Here is a 25,064-nt window from a genome sequence, read left to right as displayed (position 1 = left end):
GGCGATGCTCGCAGAGAATCTGCGGGTATTGGACCATTCGTGCAGTTTGGCCCCTTGATTATGGAAGGAAGCTCCTTAGGGGACGCGACCATGATCCTGATGGTAGGCGTTCGGCACAGCCGAACAACGGGTCTGCCAGGCCGATAGCTCAACGGCGGCGGATTGAGCGAGCGGTTGACTCGCAGCGCTGCTCGCTGCATCTAGGGCTCAAGCACCATTGACGCACTTGCCGCGCAGCTTGATGACAGCAAGGCTGTTCGTTAGATCACAGTCCGTGCAATTTGGAGATCGTGCCGGTGCCGTGGCAATGGGGATTCAGACCATCCGCGACATCGACGCGTTGGCTGTCGCCGACTTACCTCTACGAAGGTGACGATCGCGTGTATCCAGCGCAAGGCCGCTGCCAGGCTCGCTGCGCTAGCACCGCAGCCAATCTCGTCGAAGTTGCCCGTCAGCTAGCCCTCGAATACACCTATGCGTCCAGGCAGCTTTGTCTTGAGTAGGTTCGAAGGACGTGTGGCCTAACCCAATAAGCTTAGGTGATGGTCATCTCGCCATCACACGTCGGTCAGCTTAGCTTATCGAAGCGGCCGCAGGCTGGTAGGGAATGACCCGATGGGCGTGCAAGACGGTTCGCCGGCTTTGACCGCGTCCTCCTGGAGGGGGCGTCTCAAGATGCACGTCCCCCGCTTTGGATCAGCCCGCCGATAACATCAGCCCTCGTGCTGAGCCTCCATTGAGCGATCATATGAACTGCTCAGCTAGCCCTCGAATCTGGTTCATCTGCGCCCCACGATAAATAGCCAGAGCAGCTGATGCAGAACGCAGCTTGGAAGTTGTTAACTCGCCTGTTCTTCGCTGAGGCTGCGCATTGATGACAAGGCATAGGCACCTGAGACAAGCTTGTAGCAACAGCATGCCTTTTCTTCGAGCGATTTGGGGTTGTCGATCTGCAAGACGCCCCGCATCTTGCGAATTAGCCCTTGCTCCTCGAAGCGAATCAACGTTTCCGTTACCCCTGCGCGGCGGAGCCCCAGCACTGAGGAAAGATAATCGTGTGTGACTGGCAGCACGCGGGCGTCAACAGCTTCACTGGCAAGGCACATCCAGCTCGCGAGGCGCTGTTCACGATGGTGCCGAACCCCGCACAATCCGGTCTGGACGCACTGGAATGTCAGCGCTTGAACGAACTCAAACAGATGGTCGCGGACCTCTGGATGCGCCTTCATGATCCGACGAAGATCCTCGACACGAATTCTGTGCGCGCTTCCGGGGAAAACGACGACAGATTGATGGGTTGAAAGATGTCCTCCCCATAAGAAAGAAGTGCCGACCGCGCCCCGATAGCCTATGACTGCCGTTTCGAGCATACTGCCCGCGGCAACAACTCTGAGCGAGACGAGGCCGCTCTCGACAAAATAGACGTGCTCGACCGGCCTTTTTGGCTCTTGCAGAACCATCCGTTCTTTCAAGACGACCGGCTCGACGCAGTCCCCTATTGCCGCAAGCTGTTGGATAGAAAGACGCGCCAAGATTACGTTCTTCACAAAGGGGCGTTTCGCAGGACGCACCGGAAGAGAACGCAGAGGCTCCGGTCGTGTGCCAGGCAGCTGCTTGAGAGCTCTATCTTCTGAGCAGTCAGGCACTTCGAGGACGGCGGGCACGCGATCGGTCATGGTCCCTCTCCCGGCAGGAGGCCTTTGCTAGCCTGCGCCTGACCGTAACGAGAACGTGATTACGACTATAGCAACATCTTCATCTTGATTGATGCAACGAGTAACTCAACGGCGCCCAAATCCCGCGTTGAGGGGCCTGTCTTCGACGAATTTCGACCAAGCGAATGGAGGCGCTCGCGCCGGCTCGGACTCAACGCGCCACATTCTTGCATTTGCACCTTGTCGTTAGCGATACGATGATTGCGTCCACGACATTGCCGTATGACCGGGCTCTAGGTGCGTCTTTTCTCGCTATCCTGGTTGAGATCCCAAAAAGCAACCGGAGAGTGGAACGGTCAGATCAACACCTTGATTGCGGGCGCGAGACGATCGCCTGCATCGGTGCAATCAATCGTCTGGGGAAGCTCAACCGGAACAGCAAATCCAACCTTTACGCGATCCAATATGACCATGCTCTTGAAGCCCTTGATGTCGCGATTTTCGTAGAAGAAGCGCCGCGTGAACTCCTCGTACTCCTCCATGGACCGCGCGGTAATATACAGGACGAAGTCGGCATCGCCCGTGACGTAAAAGCCGTTGACGACGTCGATTGATGATTTGATTGCTTTCTTAAATCTATCGATGATATCGGCGCTTTCCCGCTCCAAGGTCACCAGTGCAAGCACTTGAATAGGTCGTCCGACCGCCCTCGGCGATACAACCGACACGTCGGCCTGGATGATGCCCTCCGAGCGCAGCCTCTTCAACCGTCGTTGGCACGCGGTAGGAGAAAGCCCGGCCATCTCGCCAATCACATCTGAAGTCAGACGGTTATTCTTTTGCACGATATCGAGAATGCGGGCATCTATCCGGTCGTACTGCATAACCACCTCCCAGCCTGAGACGTATTTCGCCGCGAGATAACCACTTCGCGCAGGAAATCCTCGAGGGTGAAAATACGAGGAAATCTTCCGTGACAAAGGCCCAACTTGGATGGGATTGTCGCATAGCACTATCAGAGTAGGGATGAGGGGGCCGTGCCGTCGGCATTCTGCGGCGCGGCAGGGGGCGAAGCCACAAAGCCGGCCTTCGGATGAGATCCGGGCCTTCGTTTTCGACAAAGATGTGAACCAAAGCGAAACCGAAGCGCGGCCGAGCCGTGCCGCGTGATAAATTCGTGCGGAAACGGCCTCTTGATTGAGGTTAGCCAGCCACTCGCCCGCTGACGAGCGCACGACAAGGCGCTGTTTTGCCTCCGAGAGGTGAACCTTTGGGTCGACTTCGTCCTGCAGCTCGATAACAGGCGACCCGCAGCTCATTCCATTTTGCTCGACCGGTCAGCTTCTCGAAAGCTAGACCTACCATCCTGGCGAAGTGGAGATATCTCGGGGCTGATCTGCGACTGCACCAAACGTAAACATCCTCAAACGGAGTTGCGAGATGGTTCAAATCCAAGACACGCTCGATACGGCAACGTTAGACTCCGGCAGCACATCGGCCGCCACTGGGCAAGATGAAACCATAGGTCAGGCGGCCTTTGACCAGCACCTGGATGAGAGACCGCAAGAGCAACAGGCTAGTGCAGGTCCTTCCGATCCTAGTGTATCGGACGAGGTGGAGGATCGCCTTGATGCCGTCGATCAGCAACCCGATTTGAAGCTTGTCGTCATTTCGAACCGCGTTGCACCCTTCGACCCCAATAAACCCCAGACCGGCGGGCTCGCCGCGGCTCTCGAGCCGGTGGTGGAACGTTCCGGCGCGGTTTGGATAGGGTCTTCGGAGACCCCAGGCGACGGGATCGAGCGGCCCCTGCCACTGGTGCCGACTGGTGCAGGCCACGTCGCCAGGCTCGATCTGCCGGCCGCAGACCACCCTGGCTACTATCGAGGTTATTCGAATTCAACGCTGTGGCCAGCATTGCACTCCCTGCCGGACCGGATGTCGGGCTCGGAAGAGGATTATGGCAGCTATCGAAGGATCAACGACTTCATCGCGCGCGCGGCTTTCGACGTACGAGATCGGGACGCATTCTGGGTGCATGATTATCATCTGCTCCCGCTCGGGCCGATCTGCATGACCTCGGCATTGAGCGGCCAACCGGCTTTTTCCTCCATACGCCATGGCCCACGCCCGACATGATAGAGTGCGTACCCAACCATCGCGAACTGATGAAATCGATGCTGAAGTACGATCTGCTCGGCTTTCAGACGAACGGGGATCTGAACAATTTCCTGGCCTGCCTGCGAACCCATTTCGGGCTGGAGAGCGAGGATGGCGTTGTGACCACGGAACGTGGCCAGATCCGACTTCAAAAGTTCCCAATCGGTATCGATCCCGAGCAGTTCGCAGCGTATCTTGCGGCAGACCTCTCTCCCGCAGAGCAAGAAAAAGTCTCGTCATTATTGCAAAACTTCCAAGGCGCCAAGTTTGCGATCGGCGTAGACCGGCTCGACTACACGAAAGGCATCGATAAACGGGTCGAAGCGTTCAATGAGCTTTTAACGAAAGAGCCGCAGAGCATCTCGCTTTTGCAGATCGCCCCATCCTCGCGCCGACGTCGAAGAGTATCAGAAATACAAGGAGGGCGTGGAGAATGCGATTAACCACGTCAATGCCGATCATGGCACAGACGAGTGGAGGCCGATCCACTACACGAACGATTTGTTCAGCCAGGCTGCGCTCGCGCGTCTTTACCGCGCGGCAAAGGTAGGTGTGGTCACGCCGCTGCGGGACGGCATGAATCTGGTCGCGAAAGAATATGTTGCTGCACAAGATCCGCAGGATCCGGGCGTTCTGGTGTTATCGAAGTTTGCGGGGGCGGCTGAAGACTTCAACGACGATGAGGCGCTGCTGGTGGATCCAAACGATCCCAAAGAGATCGCAGATGCTATTTCAGAAGCGGCCAACATGCCGCTTGAGGAGCGAGTCAAGCGCTGGCGGTCGATGATGGACAAGCTTGAATCCTATACCATCCACGACTGGTCGGCGGACTACGTCTGGGAACTGGACAGAAGCCGTGTCACTGTTCCGGCTGATCAGTGCCTCCATCTCGGTCTCGGCTGGACCAACGTGGCTCACATGCCGCTGTACCGGAACCATGCCGAGGCGCTGGCCACCTATAACGAGATCGACCCCACGGATGTCGCCCTGAACGAGGCTGCCTATGCAGACGAGAAGAGGGCCTATGAGGCGTTAGAGGCCCGACTGATGCATACACAGCGCAGACTCTGGGATCTGCCGATACCCACAGCTTCGCTCAGCGGTCGTCCCGAACAAGAGCCCGGTGCCGGGGAGGACTGAGCAGACGAGGAGCACAGTACGGCAGATTACGCTGTTCTGCAGCAGCACAGAGGAACAATCCAGATCTTTAGCGCTGACGCGGTTCTTGCAGGTTGCGCCAGCCTGGATGATGACCGGGAATGTTGAACGAGCTGCATCAAGGTATCACGCGAGTGCTCCATAATGGAACGAGAGGTGTGCAGCCAACGCGTTGTTCCGTACCCGTGAACGACGCTTCTTAAGTGGCGTCGGCACCAGCGAGCTTTTGGTCGTTCCGCGCCGGAAAGTGGCGGCTGCCTGTAGCAATGGAGGGCCGCAACAGCACCGTTAGAACAGAGCAGCATGGCTCGCACTCGCCTCGCGCCTGCCAAGCTGCTCCGCCAGCAGCTGGCATTCTCGATCGACATCTCGCCCGCGTAGTACGCCTTCGATGAAGGATCACGGGCTCGTGCGCCGGTTGCCGCGGTAGATTCAGGATCATTGAGCCTGACCCTAGCGACCATAAGAGCTGCTGATGACGGCTTCGGTTCGTCATCTTACCGAAAGATAGAACCTGGACCCGGCGCTTGAACTCGTTTGGCTAGAGGCTCGACCTCAAGACGCGTTGCTGCTTAGAGCCGTAGTCGTTGCTTCTGCCCTCATCGTCTTGAGTGAAATCCTCTAAGCAACGCGCTGCTCTTTGTCATGATCACCCCCGTCGACAAGTCTGCCAAATGAACTCGCTCGGAGGAATTTACCTCATTGGAGGTACACGTTGCGATTGGAGCGGGGCGTGTTCCGTGCTTAGCCGCTGAAGCCGAAAAACCGGTGCTGTCTGACGGACTGTCCGGCCGATACTTTGTCGGTATCTGCTTGGCAACCAGTGTCGGGAAGCGGACATGGCGCTGCAGCCGGAGTGGCTGAAACTTGCGGCTCTTTAGCCGGCACGCGGTTTGCAGTGAATGGTCCGCAACATGGCGCAAGCTACGCTATGTCATGCGCTTGCGTGCTTTTCGCTCCTTCTGCTTGACGCGGCAAGCGTGCGAGCGTGGCCGCCGATCTCATCGGGAGAAAGTCTATGAACACAGCACCACCCTTCTCCGCGGTGTTGCCTTGGGCTGCCAGCGCCACGTCCACGGCGCTTTCACGGGAGCGAACGACATTGGCGACGACGGATGATCCATTCCTCTGGCTCGAGGACATCGAAGGACAAGGCGCATTGGCTTGGGTTCGCGCCGAGAACGAGAAGACGCTCGGGGTGCTCCAGTCAGATCCTCGCTATCGGCACTTCTACGAACAGGCGCTCAGCATCCTGCAGGCCAAGGATCGGATCGCGTACGTCTCGTTGGGACGGCACGGACTGGAAAATTTCTGGCGAGATGATCACCAGGTGCGCGGCATCTGGCGGCGCACCACGCTTGAGAGCTATCGCAGCCAGAACCCGCGATGGGAGACCATCCTCGATATCGACGCGCTGGCTGTCGCCGAGAACAGGAATTGGGTCTTTAAAGGTCGCTGCTACCTTCCGCCTGAAGAGCGCCTCTGCCTGCTTTTTCTTTCCGACGGCGGCAAGGATGCCGCGTCCATACGAGAGTTCGACCGCGACGCCAAGACCTTCGTTGCGGACGGCTTTTATCTTCCAGAGGGCAAGCAGCACGTTAGTTGGGTCGATGGTGACACACTCCTTGTTGCAAGGGACTGGGGCGAGGGGACTTTGACGCAAGCCGGCTACCCCTTTGTCGTGAAGGAGCTCAAACGCGCTCAGCCGCTCAGTGAGGCTTGCGAGATCTTTCGTGGCGAGCCCACCGACGTTCAGACGCACCCCTTCGTGCTTCGTGACAGGGAGGGTCATATTCATGCGACCGGCGCGACCCGCGTGATCAGCTCTTTCGAGTACGAGTATGTGGTCTTCCGCCCTGAGGGGTCCGTCAAGCTCAATCTGCCGAAGAAGGCCGCGATGAGAGGACTAGTGGGTAGTCGCCTGCTTGTGAAGCTTGATGAAGAATGGACGCCGCCCGGCGATATCAGCTTCGCCGCCGGATCGCTGATTTCGTATGACCTGGCCGAATGGAAACAGGATCCGCTCCGCGCTAAGGCCTCGCTTGTCTTTCAACCTGGGCCCCGCCAGGCCCTGAGCGGGTTAAGCGCTACAAAGAATTTGTTGATCCTGACGATCCTTGAAAACGTTCAGAGCAAAGCGTTCGTTTATAAGTACGATCAGGGAGCTTGGTCGGCGACGCCGATCCCGCTGCCGGAACATACAAATGTCAGCCTGTCAGCCGCCTCCGATGAAGCGGACCAGGCCATGTTCGCCGTCTCGAGCTATCTCAGACCGACGTCAGTCTGGTATTTTGATGCCGAAAGCAAAAGCCTTGAGGAATTGAAGACGACACCTACTGCCTTTGATGCGTCCAATCATGTCGTAGAGCAGTTCGAAGCGACTTCGCGTGATGGCACGTCAATTCCTTACTTCCTGGTGCGACCGAAGAACGCAAGGTTTGACGGCGCCATTCCGACACTTCTTTATGGTTATGGCGGGTTCCAGGCTTCGCTTCTGCCCTCTTATCTGGGACCGGTGGGGCGGCTCTGGCTTGAACAAGGCAATGCCTATGTCGTTGCAAACCTGCGTGGGGGCGGCGAGTTTGGTCCACAATGGCATCAAACGGCCCAGGGGGCAACGAAGCAGACGACATGGGATGATTTCATTGCCGTTGCCGAGGACCTGATCCGCCGGAAGATCACGAGTCCGCGCCGGCTCGGCGCGATTGGCGGCAGCCAGGGCGGCCTGCTCGTTGGCACGGCAATCACCCAACGTCCCGAACTCTTCAACGCGGCGATCATCCAGGTGCCGCTGTTCGACATGCTTCGATACACCAAATTGGGCGCGGGCTCCTCCTGGATCGGCGAGTACGGTGACCCCGCCATTGCCGAGCAGCGTGCGTGGATCGAAGCCTACTCGCCTTACCAGAAGCTGGTTGCGGGCAAGACCTATCCCGCTCCCTTAATTCTTACCTCCACCAAGGACGACCGCGTGCATCCCGCGCACGGCCGCAAGGCCGCCGCGAGGCTCGCCGCGCTAGGCCAGCCTTACTTCTACTACGAGAACATCGACGGGGGACACAGCGCCGCGGCCAATCTCATCGAACTCGCGCGTCGGCTGGCCCTTGAATACACCTATGCATCGAGGCGGCTTTGTTCTGAGTAAATTCGTTGGACGGGCTGATCGAAGCAAATAGAATCGAGACCATTCGTTATCTCAACGTCTTCACGTTGCTTAGCTCAATTCATCGAACCCAAGGCGAGAGAGCTGACGAGCGTCGGCGGCGCAATGAAGCTCGTCAGAGCGCAAGTTACCGATTTGAACAGCCGCCACCGGTGGCGAGCGGGTTTCCTGGCTTCCCAAACACAACATGACGAGCGGGCGGTAAGTTGCCAGATGCGATTCCTTGAGGATTGTCTCGACAGACCCCTGTTCGTCCGACATGCCCGGCGTGCGGCTGACATCCAAAGGCGAACAGCCAAAGCGCAGCCCTGCGAGTGTCTTCGCGCTTGAGAGAGTATGCCACGTAGCTTCAATGCAGGCATGGCGCGGATTGGTAATCCTGCTCCAGGCTGTGCGAAGGAGTTCACGACCGCCCTGTTGTTCAACGTCGATCAAACCCATCGGGCAGCTCGGCTGAGCGCGGCGCGTTCGAGGCTCTGCCGCTCTTCTGTGAGCCGGTAGCGCGCGACGAGTGAAGCGAAGGTCAAAACGTTATCCGGATCCCGAAGCCTTGAAGCGAAGTGTCGTCGACGTCAGGGCGCTTTCTGTCGTTTGCACAATCCGGCGGCAGCTAGAGCCACGCGACAAAAAAACGAGCACGTGACCTGCGCACCGACGCCGGGCGTCTCTTGCCGCCCGTCTTGATAGCCGGGAGACTTTTCGCTAGATCAAAACGGTTCACTATGGAGATGCCGCGGTGGCAATGGGTATTGTGAAGTGGTTCAATTCGACCAAAGGTTATGGGTTCATCAGGCCTGGGGACGGAGGTCCCGATGTCTTCGTGCACATCAGTGCCGTCGAAAAGGCCGGCTACACCACCGTCGAAGAGGGGGCACGGGTAAGTTATCAGCTCAAGGCCGGGCGTTCGGGCAAGATGTCAGCTGAGGATCTCCGGGTTGGCTGATCCGACTCGTCTTCGGAAACTACTCTCTGCAAAGCGTGTTCTCGCACCCGTGGGGCGATGCCTTGTCACGGCACGCCGAACTGTTTGGTCTTTTGACCGTCTCTTCCAGCATGAGGCTGTCTCGCAAACCGCATGACAGCCTTGATCTCCTCAAGCCGTGGGCCGATCACTGCCGCCAGAGTTACAGGAGTTTGCCAGCCCGGTCGCAGTGTGGGCGTGGCAAGATATTCCTGCCAGCGGGCCACGAACGGTCCGAACCGTACGCTCGAGACCAACACGCCGGGAAGTGCACGCCGCGCGTCGTCGCAGCTAACAATGCACGGGCTGGTCCTCCCCTTTCCAGGCACGATGCATGTAGCTCATGAAGGTGCTCGCACAACCGGGTTCGTCCGTTATGGACCATACTGTCCGGCTGCGCTGCGGCTGCAGGTCTATTTCTGCTACGCTGATGCCGTTGGCCTTCGAGGGCCGGTGTAAACAAAACCGCATTGGCTTGATGCGGCGCGGCGAGGTCAAATCCCAGGGCGCCCCACGACTGGTGCGAATTTTGTGTTTCGCGATGCTCTCGGCTGGGAAATTACGCAAGACGGGCGGCAATTCCTGTCTGCGATCGAAAAGGCCGTCGCCGGTCAAAGAGCGCGGCCCCAATCAACCATCGATTTCTCGTCCAGCGAAGTCGCTGCGCAAACGGTCACGGATGCTACAAAAATCACTCATTCCTCCGCGCAGCCGCCGTCAGAGGCCGCGGCGACGCAGGAAAGGCGGATCCAATCGACGCACAGCGTGACGCAGCAGTCGCCTCGACTGCCACCCCGGCTGCGAACGCGCGCGGCACTTATTTCAGGTAAAGTGCTATCGTTCTCGCGCAGCATCGATCAAATCGACAGCGATTGTTGATGGGCCCGGAATGATTGTCTTTCCGAGCTGAGAAAGCGTGCGCGTAATCGTCGCTAGATAAGGTCGTAATCAGATTTGGTCGGCTGTCACTGTGCTGCGCCTTTGAGGTATCGCAGCGGAGGGTGCAGCATTGAAGGGCGGCTCTCCCTCGCCCACCCCTGACGGTGATCATCCCGCCGAACAGGACCGGCTCGTGCAAAGCCGTCTGGCGGGAACGGGGCAAGGATAAGCGTCGTGCTTATTACTGAATGACGCGAGCGCTTGCTTCCAGGGGCCAGGGAACCCCGGAAAAAAATCTCTTGCAATGTGACCTGCGTCATATGCAGCTCAATATTTCCCAATCGGCAGTAGTGGAGGGCAATTTTAGGGCGCGCGATGGACGACGAGTTCTGTAGAGAGAGGGTGCGGACCGTGCAGGAACTTGCAGCGCAAGCTGACCCGTTCATCAAGAAGCGCTTGTTGCAGCTGACCGCCAACTACGAACGGCGCGTTGCTCAGGCAAAAAAGCGGATCGAGGTCGCGCTGATCTGCCGGCACAGAGGTCGCCCATCCGGCTTTCGTCATCTCAGGGATGACCACCGGACGGCGATCCCGATGGTGTATTTTCCGGGATGCGCTTGCCCGTTACATATTGATCTTAACCGACAGCGGCAGGCTCAAAGAACGGCCAGCGCGACAAGTCCAGCGGTTTGCTCCGCGGATCGGAGCTGCGCGTGGGCTCCTAGTGGTATGCCAGCGGCGTCCATCGCAACGCTCGGATTCATATCGTTGATCCGCTGCCGCCTAGCCTTGCGGCGAGGAGTATCGGCCCGTGCTCATCCGGCGCATTGCGGAGATCCTCAATCAGCCTACCGCAGCTCCTCGTGCAATGACGCGCCGTTGATCGACAGATTGACGAGTATTCTGTTGTGCGACGCGACGGTCTTTGGGACGAGCGCAGGCGCTGTTGCGCTCGCGTGCTCATGCTGTTGATCAAGATCGGGTCTCCACTCTTACGCTCGATGCTGTGCGTGGTCGCGCCATACCAATGGCATCGGCGCCAATTCTGGCGCCGACGTCGTTACTCGCGAGCCGGCTTCGGATGGGTCGAGAGGAATCTGGAGCTTGGCTTTGGTGGACCTTTCAATCGAACTTATAAGAGGCCTGGAAGAATGTACCCCAGCGCTCCATGCTGTACTTCCCAATATACGGACGGATCACCCATGCAGCCGTGGCTGCTGCACAGAGAGTCACCTCGTTTTTTGGTCCACATGGCCCAATAGCGGCCACCGACCCCGACGCTGATGTTCTGGGTGAGGAAATAGGACAAGACGCCCTCAATCTGGACTTCGCCACCACCATTGCCGCGTTGTTCGTCAAAGGTGGTCTTGGGGCGCAAGAGATGATAGTCACGCCCCTTGAAACCGGTCCATGGCAGGTAGGCGACGTCGGCGCTCAAACGCCAGCGCTCGGTCAGCATGGTTTCGGCGCTCAGGCCGATTCGAGGCGCATTCCATTGAGTATCCTCGCTGCCAACGATCCTGTTGTCACCCGGCTTCAGACATCGATTCCGCGGATTAGCGAACTCAACGCAACCACTCGTGTCCGAACTCTGACCGTAATAGGTCCAGCCTAAGAATCCACCGACCTTGTAGTCGGTACCGCGCAGGAAATCGTAACCGACGTCGGCCGCATAATACGCGAACCTTCCATTTGACTGACCTGAAAGGGTGTCCTGGTAGGACCGTCCCTTGTGGGGCAGCCAATCTTCATCGTTCATCTTCCCTTTGTCGAAGCGCCCGATACCCAGATTGCTCTTCAGGAACACGCTCCAGGGACTGTCAACACGGCCGAATAGCTCGCCGGAAAATCCGTCCAGTCCATGATAAGTGAGCCTCGATACCAGTACACTGGGGTCTTTAGGCCAGCCATACGGCACTGCGCTGTGATCCCACTGGAATTGTCCGCGGCTCAGCCAGAGCCGCGAGCCGCCTTCGAACGACCAGCCGGGCGCGTAGGAAATGGGTGGTACGCTGCCGGCTGATTTCGCATACAGCGGCGCATCGGACCATTGTGCGGCCTCTGGGTCCGCACCAAAGTGGTAGTTCAGGCCAATCTTTCCGATGTGATAGTTGCTGGTCAGGCTGGTTGTGTTCGCCGGCAGAATTGCAAACGGCGGAAACTGGACTGTCGAAGCGGTCGCGACACGCGGTCCGCCAAAATGCAGATAGTCATACTCGACGTTCACCGACCATGCAGGCGTAAAGGCTTGCTCGACGCCCAGACCGATGACGCCACCGAGACGACCATCGTCGAAATGCGTTTTGCCCTGTGGCCAGCCGCCTTCATAGTTGTTGACCACATCGCCCCGATTGTTTTGCCAGGCTACGCCTGCTTTGAGATAGGCCAGGGTGTGCCCGAGCGCGCCAAAGGCATAACCGACGCGACCGGTCCCGGTGGCGAAGAGGCTCGGACCTGCCTTGCAGTTTGCGCTCACAACGAAGCCCGAAGGGGCAAGGCATGTATTTGTGCCCTCGGAGACAGCACCGCTGGCATCCAGCTCGATGCCAAACACCCAGCTGTTGGTCTGCCAATTATAGCCGATCTGGCCACCTGCGACAAACGATGGGAGATCGACGGCGCCGCCATAGATTGATGGACCGTATGGATTGCTGAAGGAGGTTCGGCCGTACCCACCGCCGACGTGTCCGCCAATGTAGGCTCCAGACCAGTTCCATACCGCCGGCGGCAGTTGCACTTCTCGCTCAAAGTTCGCCCTGGCTGCACCGCTTGCAACGAGCGCCATTGTCGTAGCACTCCAAAAAAGAACTCTGGATCGCATCAAAGATTGCCTTGCACTTTGCCGGTCTACAGCCGGCTCCTTAAAGTATCGCCGCACGGCAAATCGTCGGGGCAGACACTGCGGCAACGCGCGCCTGGTCCGACCCGAAGATCACCGCCCTGCGATTGGTGGTGGTGTCAGAAACAGAGCAAGCCGCATGCCGAACTCAGTTCGTATGTTTTGCAGGAATTCGTAAGAGTTTGTCGCGTCAACTTGCTGACAATGGTTTCAATGCTGACAATCAAGTGCCGACAGCTTCTCCGTCGCCCCCTGAATGCAGAAGTCCAGGCGGTCACGCGCGCCTCATGTTCCCAGGGTGGTCGAGCGGCAATCGGTTCAGCCCGGATGAACGGCTATTTGCAAGTACAATGTGCTTGTCGCGGCGCGAGCTGCCGCCCCTGGCAAGCAGCCCGTCGCTTGCAGTTCACCGCCCCGAATTTTTGCGAAACGGTGGGTGCGCGAAAAGTTCAGGAGTAGCGCTTCAATGATGGATGGCAGCCAAAAGCTTCGTGATGAACAATGGAAGAATGCCGCAGTAGATCCGGTTGAACTTGCGATCCATCGAGGAATAGAAGGAAACTGCGCGCCCAGCTAAGCTTGTTGCACGAGGATGCTGGTCCTGGCGTTATTCCTTTTGTCACATGCATCAGCCTCGAGCGCCGCCCAGACATGAAGGCGTGACGGCTCATCCACAAGCCGGCGCGGCTCAGAGCGACCATCCAGTGCATCGCAAAGGGCGCCGCTGCCGCCGAACGTGAGCGAAGCATCCCAGCCAATTCAAACCTGACAACTCGAGTGCGCCCCCCCGCCCTAACAAGGTTGCGTCCTTCCTCGGCTTCGACGACAAGCGGTCCACACGGATCGATTTAGGTTTTGTGAATTGCGGCGGGTCTCGCCAGCTTTTGAGAATTAGGCGCGTTAGAGGTTCGTTGAAGTTGGCGGCGCACGGTAGGGCAGCGCTTTGCCAGAACAGGCAAGGCGCGTCACGCCGCTGCTAGCCTCAATTGCCAGCACGGGGGCGATACAGATAGCCTGGGCTTTTTTTCGTCCAGGCGCTTTGCAGAGATGGCCTGGCTCGTCAGCTTCTCGAAAGGATGGCCCGGTAGTTACGGCCTTTCAGGCAGCCTAATGAGGTGCACGTGGACAATTTCAACGTGCGGCCGGTCGCGCAAGAGCAGCATGCCAGGCAGGCTTCGAAGACAAGGAAGGCGATCGACCGCCGGTCACGATCGGCATGGCGCTTGAAGCGCAAGTCCGACAGCAGGGAAACCGTGCTGGCGCTGTTCGTCGCCGTCGGAGCCGTTCTGAGCTCGAAGGACTTCATCGAACAGCGAGGGAAGTCGCAGTTCCCGGCGCAGTGGGAAGACGTGCGAGCCCGGATCGTCGCGGCGGTCGGCGAAGGCAACTTCGTCAATCATCGCGACCGGGCGAGCGACTACGTCCGCGAGTACATGCGCCATCTTCTGCCGCATTCGCCCTATGGCGAGCAGAACGCCAGCGCCCTGCAGAAATCAATCGTCAACGCGATGACGCTCGACCACAACCAGACGGCCACGCAGTTCGTGCGGAACTACATCCTCGAGGACAGTCCGATCGGCATCAAGGAGCTGCGCGAGTCGATCCAGACATACCGCAACATCAGCGAAACCATCCGAAAGATGCGCCTCAGGCTCGAAGCTCTGAGGGCGCTTCGGGTCGTCCTCGGCACCCTTGAAGAAGCGCCAAAATCAGGGAGGAGTGGATCGCAAAACGCGCGACTTGGCTCGCGGCGCGCGCGACAAACCTGGACTTCAAGACCAAGCGGCGTACCGAGATGGCGCGCCGGGACGCCGCAGCAAAAGAACTCGAATTCATCGACGAGGACGTCAAGGCCATCGATAACGAGATCGAACGTCTCACGGCCGCGATCGCCGAGCACGATGCCGAGACCGGCAGAAAGTCCCTGCAGCAGACGCCGATGTGGCTGGGCAGGCGGCGCACCGCGCCTCGGCGGACTTCAAGGCTCGCATCGAGAACATCCGTCGCCTGGAGCCGCTACGCGCGATGTGCGCCGACGGTTTCGAGGACTTCGTTCCTGCGCTTGAGCGGCTTCTGACCGCCGTCGCCGGGGCCGACATCGGGCGCGTCTCCGACGAGCTCTCCGCGGCCGAGAAGTCCTTCGCCGCAAGAGGGGCGAAATGGCTGCTCGGAGGCGCTCGACATCCTGTTCCGGGGCGACGTGCCCATAGCCCCATGCGCACCGAGCGCCGTACCAGAGCTCCGTCCGCGGCACCACATGCTTGGGCCGCCAGCGGGCCCACCGCCGAGGTCACACCGGCTGCGAAGGTCACGCCGACCGACAAGATCATGCCGGCAAGCGCGGCTGCCGCCACTGCCTCAGTGCCGATATGGCCGATCCAGGCCAGATCCGTCGCCATCATCGCGATCTGTCCGACCTGCGTGAGCGCGATCGGGGTGGCGAGTGTTGCAGTTGCGGCGAGTTCGTCGGTGAGTTGACGGCCAGCTACCCATTTCGCCAACCGACGAGGCCGCGATGCGGGCGTTTTTTCTGCTGTCTTCCTCATGAATACGCTGCCCCGGATTGCGCGCTTCAGCTTCCTTTGCCCTCGCTGACACGATCTTATCGCTGCGGTCGCGTTCGCATCATCGGCGCCATGGCGGGCGATAGCATGGTCTCACACAACAACGCACCGCTCAAAAATGGTGAGAGCATTCGGGCCGAGGTCCGCAAAATCTTTCTCTCTAAATTGACCGTTGCCATAGTGAGTTGTGGTTGCGGCGTTGGCTGTCTCGTTCAAGACGTCGTTTGTTTCAAGCGCGACAACAGCACCGCCTGCAACTACGTGCTGCGGGAAAACAGACATCGCTTCTTCATAAAACGCTCAACCGGCATTGGCATGCCGGTTGCTTGAAGATGTGACGAAACCACTTGTGACCATGATGCTCGTTCGGCACCCGATCCAGGTGTTCAGACGAAACTTGCAGAGGTCTCCTGATGCGCTTTCCAAGCCGTGCGCCTGCGTCGCGAACTCTGCCATCTTCGGATCGCGCTCCGGTTTGCCGGGCAGTGTAAGGAGCTCGCAACGAGTGGCGGTCCTCAAAGATGGTGCGCGCCAGCGTAAAGGCGTCCTCAGAACGATCGTTTGCGTCGCTTTTAGCCCGGTAGGGCGGGGCATCTGCGACATGCGGAGCCTGGGTTCGTGAAGCTAAGCGGCGGACTTCAATCGGTGCTTTCCAGATGATCAATGAGCTGATGCAGGACGATTGGGATCTTGAGAAAATACCAAGGCAACAGGACGAGCTCAAGATCAAGCTGCTTCGCGCCCAATCGGTTGTCGCCGAATGTAAAGCAGGGTTGGCGGAGCTGGAGCGAAGGCTTGAGCGTCGAGCGCTCACATCGTTGATCGATGAACGTCAGCGCAACTCTGCGGCAAACAATTCAATACGTAACGCACGACCGCCCAAATCGCGAAGCGTCGATGATCCTGTTGACCAGGATGCTGCCGTGGCCTTTTCGTCTCGATCATGGGACCGCTGAAAGCTGCCGCCGCGCACGTTATCGGCGACAGGTTTTGTCACGGACCTGGCGATGAGATACTGGATCGGCAATACCTGCATCGTCCGGCGCAAATCGAAAGAGCTTCGGTCGCTCGCGTGCGTGCATTGCCTAGCCCACTCGTTCAGCTTTTGGTGCGGGAGGAGATCGTAAACCGCTCGGTACCTCGAGATTCCTTGATCTGCACCTAGGGTGTCGTGGTTGGTGCAAACAGCGCTGTTGTAAATCGGACGGATGTCGCAGTGCATCAACTCTTAGGACGCGTCAATCTCTTCAAGTGCTTGTCTTGACGGCTAGTCCCCCGGAGCGCGAGTGGTATGACACTTGCTGAGCTTGTTTCGGTCCTTCAAAGTTCTTGGAGAAACGGATGCTCAGTGTCATCTACATCGATCGGTTTCCGGACCTTGCCCGAACCGCCGTGCAGCTTGTCGCCCATGTCTGCAGGCGCAAGGACAGTGACCAGTGTCAACCGATTCGATCGGCCCGTATTGAACGGGGCGGTGGACGTGCGCGAGTCGTTCGACGGCAAGACAATGAGTGCAGCAAATGCACCGCGTTATCTACCCGAACTTGGTTTGTTTGGATTCGAGACCACCGATCGCCTCGAAGATCGCGTGTTGGCCGATGTCGGCTCGCTGCCGATAAGCTATACGCTCGTCGTCGAGATACGCATGAATCAAATGGCGATACAGTCCAGACGAACTCATCTTCGCCCGCAAGCGGGCCCTTGATCGTGGCATCAAGGAACTGGAGCGCGGCATCATCAACCCGATCTGTGCACTGCTGCTCAGAAGCCTGGCTGACGCCGGAACTCTGGATCTCTCCCCACGGGCAATTGAACAGCCGACTGATGTTTGTTTGGCATAGCGGGAAGTCCAACAACGCCATTCAGTCTAGCGCGAAATATGTGCGCAGGCGTCTCCCGCGCGATCCACCATCATTTGGGCGCCGACGAAAGAAACTTGGACATCGCCATGCAAACCGGCGAAAACGCGCAGGCGTTCCGATTGTGCCCATATCCACAATGTGCCCATGCCGGTACCGCGCTGAAGGCTCCGTTCCGACCGTAGCTATCCGCGCAGTCGCGCGTCCGCATTGCGAGCTGGAGCGTGCAAAAAATGCAACGAACTTCCGGCTGAAACAAATTCAATCGAAAGGCGCACAACGGCCTTCTGGCTTGATCGCGTGAGGCGCCAATGAATCTCTTCGGCTTCGTCGAATGCGCTAACAAAACGCAATCGCTCAAAGCGCTGTTTGACCTGCTTGTGAGCTCTGCAAGCGAAGAGGGATTTACTGAAATCGTCTACGGAGCACTTACTTTTGCGGAGCCGCTCCGTCTAGCGGGATGTCCACCACCTCTGGTGGCCATGAAAGTTCCGCCCGACTGGTGCCAGCGCTATTTGGAGCGCAAGTACTACACCATCGATCCGGTGGTCCGACGGACTCCGATGTTTGCGGGGCCATTTCTATGGGATGAGCTCGCCAAAGAATATCGACTTCAGGCATGTGAACAACGTGTACTACAGGAGGCCAGAGAGGCAGGCCTGAAGAATGGTGTTGGCGTGCCACTATTTGGGCCACCAGGACGAATATCAGTGGTCTCATTCGCCTCCCGTTTTGATGATGCCGATCCTCGGACGAATGTGAGGCGCCTCAAGGCACTGGCTTGGCACTTTCATATTGCGTTTGAGGAGATCGCAAAGCCCTCGGACTGCACCTCAGACGGAAAAGTGAGCCTATCCGAGCGCGAAAAGGATTGCCTGCGGTGGGTCGCGGAAGGCAAATCGTCCTGGGAAATCGGCAAGATACTGAGCGTGAGCGAGAATACGGTGAATTTTCATGTTAAGAACGCAATACGAAAGCTCGGCACGGCGAACCGGACTAGTGGTCTAGTAAAGGCAATTCGTCTTGGGCTTATTGAGTTTACGGAGCCCGCGTTGGCCACGCCGATGGTAGCCTGACTGGTATCGCGTCCGCTTGCAGGACGCCGCCACAAACGCGGCCAGTTATTTTCTGTTAACGAACGAGTGCGCCGCCGGGGCCCTCAAATGGCTGTGCAGGTTACCACCAATCCCCTGACATCTACTTACTAGTCAGTTCGACTGATTATGCTGCAACTCAATAAGGCCTCGTGAGCTGACGAGTTGTGCCGTGCCGGTGGACATCTAGCGCGCTGGACAAGATCACGTACTGAAAGACATGCGTACGAATGGTCTTTCGAGGCATTTGCGCATAGGAGCGAGAGGAACGTGTGAAAATGGCTTATGATACAGATCGTTCGATATTCTAGGCTCGCGGGAGAGTCGCCTCCTGCACAACACTGAAGGCCCCGAAGAAGCGTGAAACCATGTCATGGTTTTTTCGAACTACGCGTCAGCAAGTTGTCCCATACGCGGGGTAGAGGATATGCATATCGAACACGATTCTCGGACCATATCGTGCGCGATGAATTTTGCCTGCGATGGACCTGTAGAGGTGCGATCGTCAGGTGCGTAAAATGGTACGCATCCGGCGTAGGCCGCGGGCTCGGTTGGATTATTCTGACGGCCAGCGCTTAAGCAACTCCGGATCTTCTTTGTAAATTTGGATGAGCTCGATGAGGCGTTCGATGCCGAAGTCGGTGAACGCCTGGACACCGTCTTCGCCGACGCCATAGACCCATATGGCTCCGTCCTCGATCTCCATTTCATTGGCGACGTCTCGCAGCCAATCTTCGTCTTCGCCGAGGTCCCTCGCGACCTGGGTGATGGTGGTGACGTGATGGACCTTGTTGACGTGGGTGGTCATGCCGCTCGAGCGGAGATCGCTGATGCTGACGTCCAATTCCAGGGCAGAAGCTCGTCCAGCCGATGAGCCGGATGGGCGGCGATCCGGGCGAGGATATCCGTCAGCCACGCCTGCGGGTCGATGCCGTTCATTTTCGCCGTTTATGCCGCCCGCCGAACTATGCCGACTCGGGTCGTTTTCCCCAGATTTTTCGCTGACCGGCGTTTGGTCGGTTCGGCATAGTTCGTTCTGTGCCTCCGCTTTCAACAGCGGAGTACAGGAAGATGGAAATTGAAGAGTACTTGGACAGAAGCCGGCTGTACCAGCGTCTCAGAAGCGGGCCGCACGGACAGCTCGTCGAGCGCTACGCCGCTCGTCTCGTCGAAGAGAAGCTCGTTCGGCACGGCGCGTGGCGTTGCCTCAACGTGGTTGGCGGGCTCCTGAGTTGGATCGCGGGCCATCGCTATAAGCTGGTCGATCTCAATGAGCAGGTCGTTGAGCGGTACCTCCGACATCGAGGCAGGAGGCAGTCTATCCAACCCGGTGACCGGGCCGCGCTCAAGCGATGGCTGTCGGTGTTGCGCGGGGAAGGCGCGATCGCGCCGTTGGTGCTGCCGCCTCTCACCCCGCACGAACGGATATTCAGGGAGTTCGATGCCTACCTGCGATCAGAGCGCGGCTTGGCCCCGAGGTCCATCGTCCGCCATCTCCCGGTCATCCGCAGGTTCCTGCACGAGGTGTGCTCCGGCGGCGCCGCCGCCCTGTGCAGGATCAGCCAAGAGGACGTGATCCGCTACATTGAGCGCCACGCCCAGGATTGGAGCCCGGGAACAGGCAAGGCGATGTGCTGGTCGTTGCGCGCCTTTCTCCGTTACCTCCACCATCGGGAGCTGAACGCGCGCCCGTTGGCGGATTGCGTTCCATCGATGCGACGATGGAAGCTCGCAACTCTGCCGACCTATCTGCCTGCCGCTCAGGTGCGGAAGGCTCTCGACGGTTGCGACCGAGCGACGGTGATGGGGCGGCGCGACTACGCCATTCTGTTGTTGCTGGCCGAGCTCGGCCTGCGGGCCGACGAGGTCGCGACGCTCACCCTCGATGATATCGACTGGCGCGCCAGCGAGATGCTCGTTCGCGCCAAGGGCCGACAGCGTGCACGGATGCCGATACCGCCAGACGTTGGCGCGGCCATCGTTGCATATCTGCGCAATGGCCGCCCAAAGTCATCGTGCCGACGGTTGTTCGTCCGCACACTCGCGCCACACGTAGGCTTTGCTTCCGGATGTGCGATCACCATGATCGCCAAGGCCGCTCTCGATCGCGTTGGAATCGAAGGTTGCGCACACCGCGGCGCCCATATCTTCCGACACAGTCTCGCTACCGAGCTTCTCCGATCTGGCGCGACCTTGTCGGAGATAGGACAGTTGCTGCGGCACGAGAACCACGACACTACCCGGATCTACGCGAAGGTCGACATCGATGCGCTGAGAACATTGAGCCTGCCCTGGCCGGGAGGCGTGCAATGACCAATCTGCGCTCCGTACTCGATAAGTACCTGAGCATGCGCAAGGGACTGGGATACAAGTACGAGCACCAGACCCGTCGGCTCGCCGACTTCGTCGCCTTCCTGGAGAAGCAAAGCCAGGATCATCACGACGAAGCTGGCAATGGAATGGGCAACGCTGCCGCCGGATCGTCATGCATCCCTGGGCGCTGCGATTGAGCGACGTGCGCGGGTTCGCGCACCATGTCGCCAACTTCGATCCGAGAACGGAGGTGCCGCCCGTCGGCATGCTGCCGGGATGGAACCGCGCCAAGCCCTATGTCTACAGCGACGCGGAGATCGACGCGTTGCTGACGGCAGTGCTGACTCTGCCGCCAGCGGACGGGCGCCGATGGACCTACCATACCTTGTTCGGGCTGATCGCGGTGACGGGCATGCGTATATCCGAGGCGATGGGCCTGGAGCGTGATGACGTCGACCTCGACGCCGGCGTGCTGACGGTCCGGCTGACCAAGTTCGGCAAGTCGCGGCTCGTGCCATTGCATCTGACGACGAGAACCGCGCTGCGCGACTACGCCCACCGGCGCGACGCGCTGCTTGGATCACGCTGCGGCTAGACCTTCTTCGTTGCCGAACAGGGAGGCCGCTTGCTGCACCAGTACGTTCATCGCGTCTTCTGGCGATTGTCCCGAGAGATCGGGCTGCGGCGCCCAGGTGATCGTACCGGGCCACGCGTGCACGACTTCCGTCATCGCTTCGCCATCCGGACGCTGCTCGACTGGTATCGCGAAGGCAAGGATGTCGAGCAGCAACTCCCAGTACTCTCCACTTACCTCGGCCACGCCTGCGTGCGCGATACTTACTGGTATCTCTCGGCCTGCCCCGAGTTGATGGAAGAAGCGGCGCGGCGTCTCGATCGGCGATGGGAGGTGACGCCATGAAGCCCGCCTGCAATGTCGCCACGTTGATCGAGCGCTCCTTCACCGAGCGCCTCATGCGCCAGCGCAATGTTAGCGGCAACACGATCGCCTCCTACAGGGACACGTTCCGGCTGCTGTTCATGTTCGCACAGGTGCGGCTGCGGAAGTCCCCATCGGCCCTGACGCTCGCCGATCTGGATGCAACGTTCATCGGCGCGTTCCTTACCGATCTCGAGGTAAGGCGTGGCGCCAGCGCAAAGACGCGTAACCTGCGTCTGACCGCCATCCGATCCTTCTTCAGGTTCGTGTCCTTCGAGGAACCGGCACACAGTGCGCTGATCCAGCGCGTGCTCGCCATACCGAGCAAGCGCCACGACAAGCGACAGGTGCACTTCCCGACGCGCCCCGAGATCGAGGCGGTTCTCGCCGCGCCCGATCGAACGACGTGGCTTGGCGGCCGCGATCACACCTTGCTGCTGGTCGCGGCCCAGACGGGCTTACGCCTCTCAGAGCTCACTGGCCTTGACCGGGATGCCGTCCACCTCGGGTCTGGCGCACACGTACGATGCGTCGGTAAAGGGCGGAAGGAGCGGACCACTCCGCTGACCACACTCGCTCGGTGTGCGCTCCAGGCATGGCTCAAGGAACCGTTGCGGAAAGGAGCAACAGCGTTGTTCCCCAACGTGCACGGGGGCCGGCTCAGTGCCGACAGCGTCCAGTCGCTGCTGGGAAAGCATGTTCGTGTCGCTCACAAGAGTTGCCCGTCTTTGAAGGCCAAGAGCGTGTCGCCGCACGTGCTGAGGCACAGCGCTGCGATGGGACTGCTGCAAGCCGGCGTCGACTGCTCCGTGATCGGCGCTGTGGCTCGGTCATGAATCGGTCGAGACGACGCAGACGTACCTGCACGCCCACCTCGCCCTCAAGGAAGCTGCTCTGGCGAAGCTCAAGCCGTACGAGCGCGGCAAGCGAACCCGCATTCCAGCCGAACGACCGCCTACTCGCCTTCCTCGAGGCGCTTTGAACGACCAGACTATGCCGAATGGAATGGGGCTGCCGTGCACGCGATCGACGACGCCACCGTGACAACGACGTGCCATACCAAACCCGTTCGGCATAGTTCGGCGGGCGGCATAAACAGCGTTGGACGAAGCCGCTCCGCGGCAGAACACTCGGCAAGAGTGGCCCATCGTCGGATGAAGGAATGCGGCTGAAGCAACTGTAACTGCTTTGGCGTGCCATGGTGAGACGTAATTTGCAGCGTTCATAAGCTTGGCTTCGAGCAAGATGGCGTTGCTGCCCTCGGGCAGTTTTCGTTTTTTTGCCAAGGAGCCTTCAATGACCCCGCTTCGGTTACGCATGATAAACGACATGCAGATCCGCAACTTGTCACCGCATACGCAGGATTCCTATCTGCTGCAGGTTTCGCAGTTCGCCCGCCATTTTGCGAAGTCGCCGGCTTTGCTTGGGCCGGAAGATGTCCGCGCCTACCAAGTCTATCTGACGAACGAGAAGAAGTTGGCGCCGAAGTCGATCCACGTGACCGTCTCAGCGCTCCGTTTCTTGTACCGTGTCACGCTCGGCTTCGAATGGGATTTCGACCTCATCATTCCGTGTCCAAAGGCGCCCAAGACACTCGCCGTCATCCTCAGCCCCGAAGAGGTGCTGCACTTCCTCGGCTGCGTGGAGAGCCGCAAGCATCAAGTGATCCTGACAACATGCTACGCCGCCGGTCTGCGCATTTCCGAAGCGGTACGCCTAAAGCCGGGGGCCATCGACCGACAGCGGATGGTGCTACGTGTCGATCAAGGCAAGGGGAAGAAGGACCGTTACGTCATGCTCTCGGCACGGTTGCTGGAGACACTGACCGACTATTGGCGCGCCGTCCGGCCGAGGACGTGGATGTTTCCCGGCGGTATCCCCAACGAGCCGATATCGACCAACGCGGTGCAGGACGCCTGCAGCAAGGCGCATCGGTTAGCCGGCCTTGCCAAGCCCGTGACGCCGCATTCGCTGCGGCATGCCTTCGCCGTTCATCTACTCGAGGCCGGCACCGATCTTCGCACCATCCAGCTCTTGCTTGGCCATCGCAGCCTGTCCACAACCGCGCAATATCTCCGGATAGCCACGAACAAAGTCTGCGCGGCGACCAGCCCGCTGGAGCTGCTGCCGCGACCAATCCCTAAGGCACCACCACCGCCGCCGCCTGAACATTTCTGACGGCGGCCCCATGGGACGCTCAGGTCCGGAAGTGGCGGATATCTTCCGCCGCTATGGTGCTGCCTGGCGCGAGCAGCACTGGAGGTCTCTATCGACCGAACGGCGTGCAGCAATGACGGCGATCGAGCGCTGCCGAACGGCCGCGCTCGGTGGCCATGTCGAGCAGTGCGATCACTGCGGAGAGCGGCGGATCTCCTACAATAGCTGCCGCTCGCGCAACTGCCCCAAGTGCCAATCGCTCGCGCGGGCAGAATGGATCGAGGACCGACAAGCGGAGCTTCTCGATACGCAGTATTTTCACGTTGTTTTCACCATACCCGACCAAATCGCAGCGATCGCATTCCAGAATGCCGGCACCGTGTACGATATTATGTTCCGCACAGCTGCAGAGACTTTGCGGACTATCGCTGCCGACCCCAAGCACCTCGGTGCGGAGATCGGGTTCTTTTCTGTCCTTCATACTTGGGGCCAGAACCTCCTTCACCATCCCCACCTCCATTGCGTCGTTCCTGGAGGAGGACTGTCCCCGGATGGTAGCCGCTGGATCGCGTGCCGGCCCGGCTTCTTCTTCCCGTGGCCGTGCTTTCCCGTCTGTTCCGGCGCCTATTTCTCAGCGCCTTGCAAAAGTCGTTCGATACCGGCGAGCTACAATTCTTCTCGTCGCTGGAACCGTTGCGTGATCCGGCTGCGTTTCAGCGTTATCTGAACGATGTCCGCAGAATCAATTGGGTTATCTACGCCAAGCCGCCATTTGGCAGCGCCGAACAGGTTGTGCACTATGTCGGCCGCTATACGCATCGGGTAGCGATCAGCAACAGCCGTGTCATCGATATCGAAGACGGCAAAGTACGCTTTCGATGGAAGGATTACCGCCACGGAAGCCAGCAGAAAGTAATGACGCTGGACGCCGGGGAGTTCATTCGGCGTTTCCTCATCCATGTCCTGCCCGAAGGCTTCAAACGTATTCGCTACTATGGATTTCTGGGTAACCGCTACCGCAAGCAAAAGCTCGCTCGCTGCCGTGAACTGCTCGGATTGATATCCGCAGATGCTCATTCGGAGCCGGAAGAGCAATCCGATTGCCCCGAGAAGGCTGAGCACTGCAATGCCGCTTCCTTGCGTCAATGTCCATCCTGTCATCAAGGCCACATGGTGTGCGTCGAGGTCTTGCAGCCAGGTTCGTTCAGTGCCGTTCGCTCACCGGACACTTCTTGATGCGAGACCTCGATCAACCAAGAACCGCCACCTTCCATTTCGCAATTCTTCCGGCCGCCGTGGCAGCCGATAGATGCCCTGTTGTCGTT

At 59.1% G+C, this 25,064-nt stretch carries 22 protein-coding genes and 3 pseudogenes; 16 read left to right on the top strand and 9 right to left on the bottom strand.

From position 1 onward, the window contains the following. Positions 1 to 839: 839 nt before the first annotated feature. On the bottom strand, positions 840 to 1,676 hold the full coding sequence (locus ACSKB8_RS02170; RefSeq protein ID WP_438102192.1) for a Crp/Fnr family transcriptional regulator: 837 nt from the start codon (positions 1,674 to 1,676) through the stop codon (positions 840 to 842). 335 nt (positions 1,677 to 2,011) lie between these two features. After that, positions 2,012 to 2,539, bottom strand: coding sequence for an Lrp/AsnC family transcriptional regulator (locus ACSKB8_RS02165; RefSeq protein WP_438102190.1), 528 nt, complete (start codon positions 2,537 to 2,539; stop codon positions 2,012 to 2,014). 556 nt (positions 2,540 to 3,095) lie between these two features. Between ACSKB8_RS02165 and ACSKB8_RS02160 the strand changes: the two genes are divergently transcribed. The 3 genes and pseudogenes from ACSKB8_RS02160 (at position 3,096) to ACSKB8_RS02150 (ending at position 8,118) form a co-directional block, all read left to right on the top strand. Beyond that, complete coding sequence (locus ACSKB8_RS02160; protein ID WP_438102189.1) at positions 3,096 to 3,794, top strand: trehalose-6-phosphate synthase; 699 nt, start codon at positions 3,096 to 3,098, stop codon at positions 3,792 to 3,794. Beyond that, a pseudogene (locus tag ACSKB8_RS02155) lies at positions 3,791 to 4,955 on the top strand (alpha,alpha-trehalose-phosphate synthase (UDP-forming)). The gene ACSKB8_RS02160 and the pseudogene ACSKB8_RS02155 overlap by 4 nt, the downstream one beginning before the upstream one ends. A 1,120-nt stretch (positions 4,956 to 6,075) precedes the next feature. Next, positions 6,076 to 8,118 (top strand): prolyl oligopeptidase family serine peptidase, encoded by a 2,043-nt coding sequence (locus ACSKB8_RS02150; protein WP_438102187.1) that lies wholly within the window; start codon positions 6,076 to 6,078, stop codon positions 8,116 to 8,118. Between the two features lie 69 nt (positions 8,119 to 8,187). Here ACSKB8_RS02150 and ACSKB8_RS02145 read toward each other — a convergent pair whose 3' ends face one another. After that, entirely contained in the window at positions 8,188 to 8,577 is a 390-nt protein-coding gene (locus ACSKB8_RS02145; RefSeq protein ID WP_438102185.1) for a hypothetical protein, read from the bottom strand. Positions 8,578 to 8,872: 295 nt separating this feature from the next. On the opposite strand from ACSKB8_RS02145, the gene ACSKB8_RS02140 reads away from it, so the two are divergent. Both ACSKB8_RS02140 and ACSKB8_RS02135 read left to right on the top strand, forming a co-directional pair. After that, positions 8,873 to 9,079 (top strand): cold-shock protein, encoded by a 207-nt coding sequence (locus tag ACSKB8_RS02140; protein WP_438102183.1) that lies wholly within the window; start codon positions 8,873 to 8,875, stop codon positions 9,077 to 9,079. 549 nt (positions 9,080 to 9,628) lie between these two features. Next, a complete protein-coding gene (locus ACSKB8_RS02135) occupies positions 9,629 to 9,976 on the top strand; it encodes a hypothetical protein (protein WP_438102182.1) in 348 nt (115 codons plus the stop codon). 363 nt (positions 9,977 to 10,339) lie between these two features. Here ACSKB8_RS02135 and ACSKB8_RS02130 read toward each other — a convergent pair whose 3' ends face one another. The 4 genes from ACSKB8_RS02130 to ACSKB8_RS02115 form a co-directional block, all read right to left on the bottom strand. Beyond that, positions 10,340 to 10,555 (bottom strand): hypothetical protein, encoded by a 216-nt coding sequence (locus ACSKB8_RS02130; RefSeq protein WP_438102180.1) that lies wholly within the window; start codon positions 10,553 to 10,555, stop codon positions 10,340 to 10,342. A 553-nt stretch (positions 10,556 to 11,108) separates the two neighbouring features. After that, positions 11,109 to 12,761, bottom strand: coding sequence for an outer membrane beta-barrel protein (locus ACSKB8_RS02125; protein ID WP_438102179.1), 1,653 nt, complete (start codon positions 12,759 to 12,761; stop codon positions 11,109 to 11,111). A 1,259-nt stretch (positions 12,762 to 14,020) separates the two neighbouring features. Next, positions 14,021 to 14,269, bottom strand: coding sequence for a hypothetical protein (locus ACSKB8_RS02120; RefSeq protein ID WP_438102177.1), 249 nt, complete (start codon positions 14,267 to 14,269; stop codon positions 14,021 to 14,023). Positions 14,270 to 14,692: 423 nt separating this feature from the next. Then, positions 14,693 to 15,214, bottom strand: a complete 522-nt coding sequence (locus tag ACSKB8_RS02115; RefSeq protein ID WP_438110348.1) for an MATE family efflux transporter — start codon at positions 15,212 to 15,214, stop codon at positions 14,693 to 14,695. A 237-nt stretch (positions 15,215 to 15,451) separates the two neighbouring features. Between ACSKB8_RS02115 and ACSKB8_RS02110 the strand changes: the two genes are divergently transcribed. The 4 genes from ACSKB8_RS02110 (at position 15,452) to ACSKB8_RS02095 (ending at position 18,314) form a co-directional block, all read left to right on the top strand. Continuing rightward, entirely contained in the window at positions 15,452 to 15,709 is a 258-nt protein-coding gene (locus tag ACSKB8_RS02110; RefSeq protein WP_438102176.1) for a hypothetical protein, read from the top strand. 326 nt (positions 15,710 to 16,035) lie between these two features. Continuing rightward, positions 16,036 to 16,335 (top strand): hypothetical protein, encoded by a 300-nt coding sequence (locus ACSKB8_RS02105; RefSeq protein WP_438102174.1) that lies wholly within the window; start codon positions 16,036 to 16,038, stop codon positions 16,333 to 16,335. Between the two features lie 473 nt (positions 16,336 to 16,808). Beyond that, on the top strand, positions 16,809 to 17,084 hold the full coding sequence (locus tag ACSKB8_RS02100; protein WP_438102172.1) for a hypothetical protein: 276 nt from the start codon (positions 16,809 to 16,811) through the stop codon (positions 17,082 to 17,084). A 465-nt stretch (positions 17,085 to 17,549) separates the two neighbouring features. Then, positions 17,550 to 18,314, top strand: coding sequence for an autoinducer binding domain-containing protein (locus ACSKB8_RS02095; protein ID WP_438102171.1), 765 nt, complete (start codon positions 17,550 to 17,552; stop codon positions 18,312 to 18,314). 574 nt (positions 18,315 to 18,888) lie between these two features. Here ACSKB8_RS02095 and ACSKB8_RS02090 read toward each other — a convergent pair. Together ACSKB8_RS02090 and ACSKB8_RS02085 are read right to left on the bottom strand one after the other, a co-directional pair. Then, the gene (locus ACSKB8_RS02090; RefSeq protein WP_438102169.1) at positions 18,889 to 19,140 is read right to left on the bottom strand and encodes a hypothetical protein; all 252 of its coding nucleotides are present in this window, start codon (positions 19,138 to 19,140) and stop codon (positions 18,889 to 18,891) included. Beyond that, positions 19,137 to 19,280: pseudogene (locus tag ACSKB8_RS02085) on the bottom strand (transposase domain-containing protein); the annotation flags it as partial. The pseudogene ACSKB8_RS02085 and the gene ACSKB8_RS02090, both read right to left, overlap by 4 nt. A gap of 123 nt (positions 19,281 to 19,403) precedes the next feature. Here ACSKB8_RS02085 and ACSKB8_RS02080 point away from each other — a divergent pair. The 7 genes and pseudogenes from ACSKB8_RS02080 (at position 19,404) to ACSKB8_RS02050 (ending at position 24,975) form a co-directional block, all read left to right on the top strand. Continuing rightward, positions 19,404 to 20,645 (top strand): tyrosine-type recombinase/integrase, encoded by a 1,242-nt coding sequence (locus ACSKB8_RS02080; protein WP_438102167.1) that lies wholly within the window; start codon positions 19,404 to 19,406, stop codon positions 20,643 to 20,645. Further along, positions 20,642 to 20,842, top strand: a complete 201-nt coding sequence (locus ACSKB8_RS02075; protein ID WP_438102165.1) for a hypothetical protein — start codon at positions 20,642 to 20,644, stop codon at positions 20,840 to 20,842. Before ACSKB8_RS02080 ends, ACSKB8_RS02075 begins: the two co-directional genes overlap by 4 nt. Before the next feature lie 5 nt (positions 20,843 to 20,847). Then, entirely contained in the window at positions 20,848 to 21,240 is a 393-nt protein-coding gene (locus ACSKB8_RS02070) for a tyrosine-type recombinase/integrase (RefSeq protein WP_438110346.1), read from the top strand. Between the two features lie 117 nt (positions 21,241 to 21,357). Beyond that, a complete protein-coding gene (locus ACSKB8_RS02065) occupies positions 21,358 to 21,564 on the top strand; it encodes a hypothetical protein (protein WP_438102164.1) in 207 nt (68 codons plus the stop codon). Next, entirely contained in the window at positions 21,561 to 22,418 is an 858-nt protein-coding gene (locus ACSKB8_RS02060) for a tyrosine-type recombinase/integrase (protein WP_438102162.1), read from the top strand. The genes ACSKB8_RS02065 and ACSKB8_RS02060 overlap by 4 nt, the downstream gene beginning before the upstream one ends. A 460-nt stretch (positions 22,419 to 22,878) precedes the next feature. Beyond that, positions 22,879 to 23,760 carry a site-specific integrase gene (locus ACSKB8_RS02055; protein ID WP_438110344.1) on the top strand — a complete coding sequence of 294 codons (882 nt, stop codon included), beginning with the start codon at positions 22,879 to 22,881 and terminating at the stop codon, positions 23,758 to 23,760. A 10-nt stretch (positions 23,761 to 23,770) separates the two neighbouring features. Continuing rightward, positions 23,771 to 24,975: pseudogene (locus ACSKB8_RS02050) on the top strand (IS91 family transposase). Positions 24,976 to 25,064 lie beyond the last annotated feature (89 nt).

This window comes from Bradyrhizobium sp. BR 1432, from assembly GCF_051547705.1.
Taxonomy (GTDB): domain Bacteria; phylum Pseudomonadota; class Alphaproteobacteria; order Rhizobiales; family Xanthobacteraceae; genus Bradyrhizobium; species Bradyrhizobium zhanjiangense.
Note: the sequence above shows the minus strand (reverse complement) of the source record. Positions and strands in the feature narration are given on the sequence as shown.

What these genes read in the sequence shown, in the direction of transcription:
- ACSKB8_RS02170 (WP_438102192.1), bottom strand. Translation starts at nt 1,676, where the DNA reads ATGACCGATCGCGTGCCCGCCGTCCTCGAAGTGCCTGACTGCTCAGAA.
- ACSKB8_RS02165 (WP_438102190.1), bottom strand. Translation starts at nt 2,539, where the DNA reads ATGCAGTACGACCGGATAGATGCCCGCATTCTCGATATCGTGCAAAAG.
- ACSKB8_RS02160 (WP_438102189.1), top strand. Translation starts at nt 3,096, where the DNA reads ATGGTTCAAATCCAAGACACGCTCGATACGGCAACGTTAGACTCCGGC.
- ACSKB8_RS02145 (WP_438102185.1), bottom strand. Translation starts at nt 8,577, where the DNA reads ATGGGTTTGATCGACGTTGAACAACAGGGCGGTCGTGAACTCCTTCGC.
- ACSKB8_RS02125 (WP_438102179.1), bottom strand. Translation starts at nt 12,761, where the DNA reads ATGGCGCTCGTTGCAAGCGGTGCAGCCAGGGCGAACTTTGAGCGAGAA.
- ACSKB8_RS02120 (WP_438102177.1), bottom strand. Translation starts at nt 14,269, where the DNA reads ATGCGGCAGAAGATGGCGCATGTACTCGCGGACGTAGTCGCTCGCCCG.
- ACSKB8_RS02115 (WP_438110348.1), bottom strand. Translation starts at nt 15,214, where the DNA reads ATGGCGACGGATCTGGCCTGGATCGGCCATATCGGCACTGAGGCAGTG.
- ACSKB8_RS02110 (WP_438102176.1), top strand. Translation starts at nt 15,452, where the DNA reads ATGGCGGGCGATAGCATGGTCTCACACAACAACGCACCGCTCAAAAAT.
- ACSKB8_RS02105 (WP_438102174.1), top strand. Translation starts at nt 16,036, where the DNA reads ATGATCAATGAGCTGATGCAGGACGATTGGGATCTTGAGAAAATACCA.
- ACSKB8_RS02095 (WP_438102171.1), top strand. Translation starts at nt 17,550, where the DNA reads ATGAATCTCTTCGGCTTCGTCGAATGCGCTAACAAAACGCAATCGCTC.
- ACSKB8_RS02090 (WP_438102169.1), bottom strand. Translation starts at nt 19,140, where the DNA reads ATGACCACCCACGTCAACAAGGTCCATCACGTCACCACCATCACCCAG.
- ACSKB8_RS02080 (WP_438102167.1), top strand. Translation starts at nt 19,404, where the DNA reads ATGGAAATTGAAGAGTACTTGGACAGAAGCCGGCTGTACCAGCGTCTC.
- ACSKB8_RS02075 (WP_438102165.1), top strand. Translation starts at nt 20,642, where the DNA reads ATGACCAATCTGCGCTCCGTACTCGATAAGTACCTGAGCATGCGCAAG.
- ACSKB8_RS02060 (WP_438102162.1), top strand. Translation starts at nt 21,561, where the DNA reads ATGAAGCCCGCCTGCAATGTCGCCACGTTGATCGAGCGCTCCTTCACC.
- ACSKB8_RS02055 (WP_438110344.1), top strand. Translation starts at nt 22,879, where the DNA reads ATGACCCCGCTTCGGTTACGCATGATAAACGACATGCAGATCCGCAAC.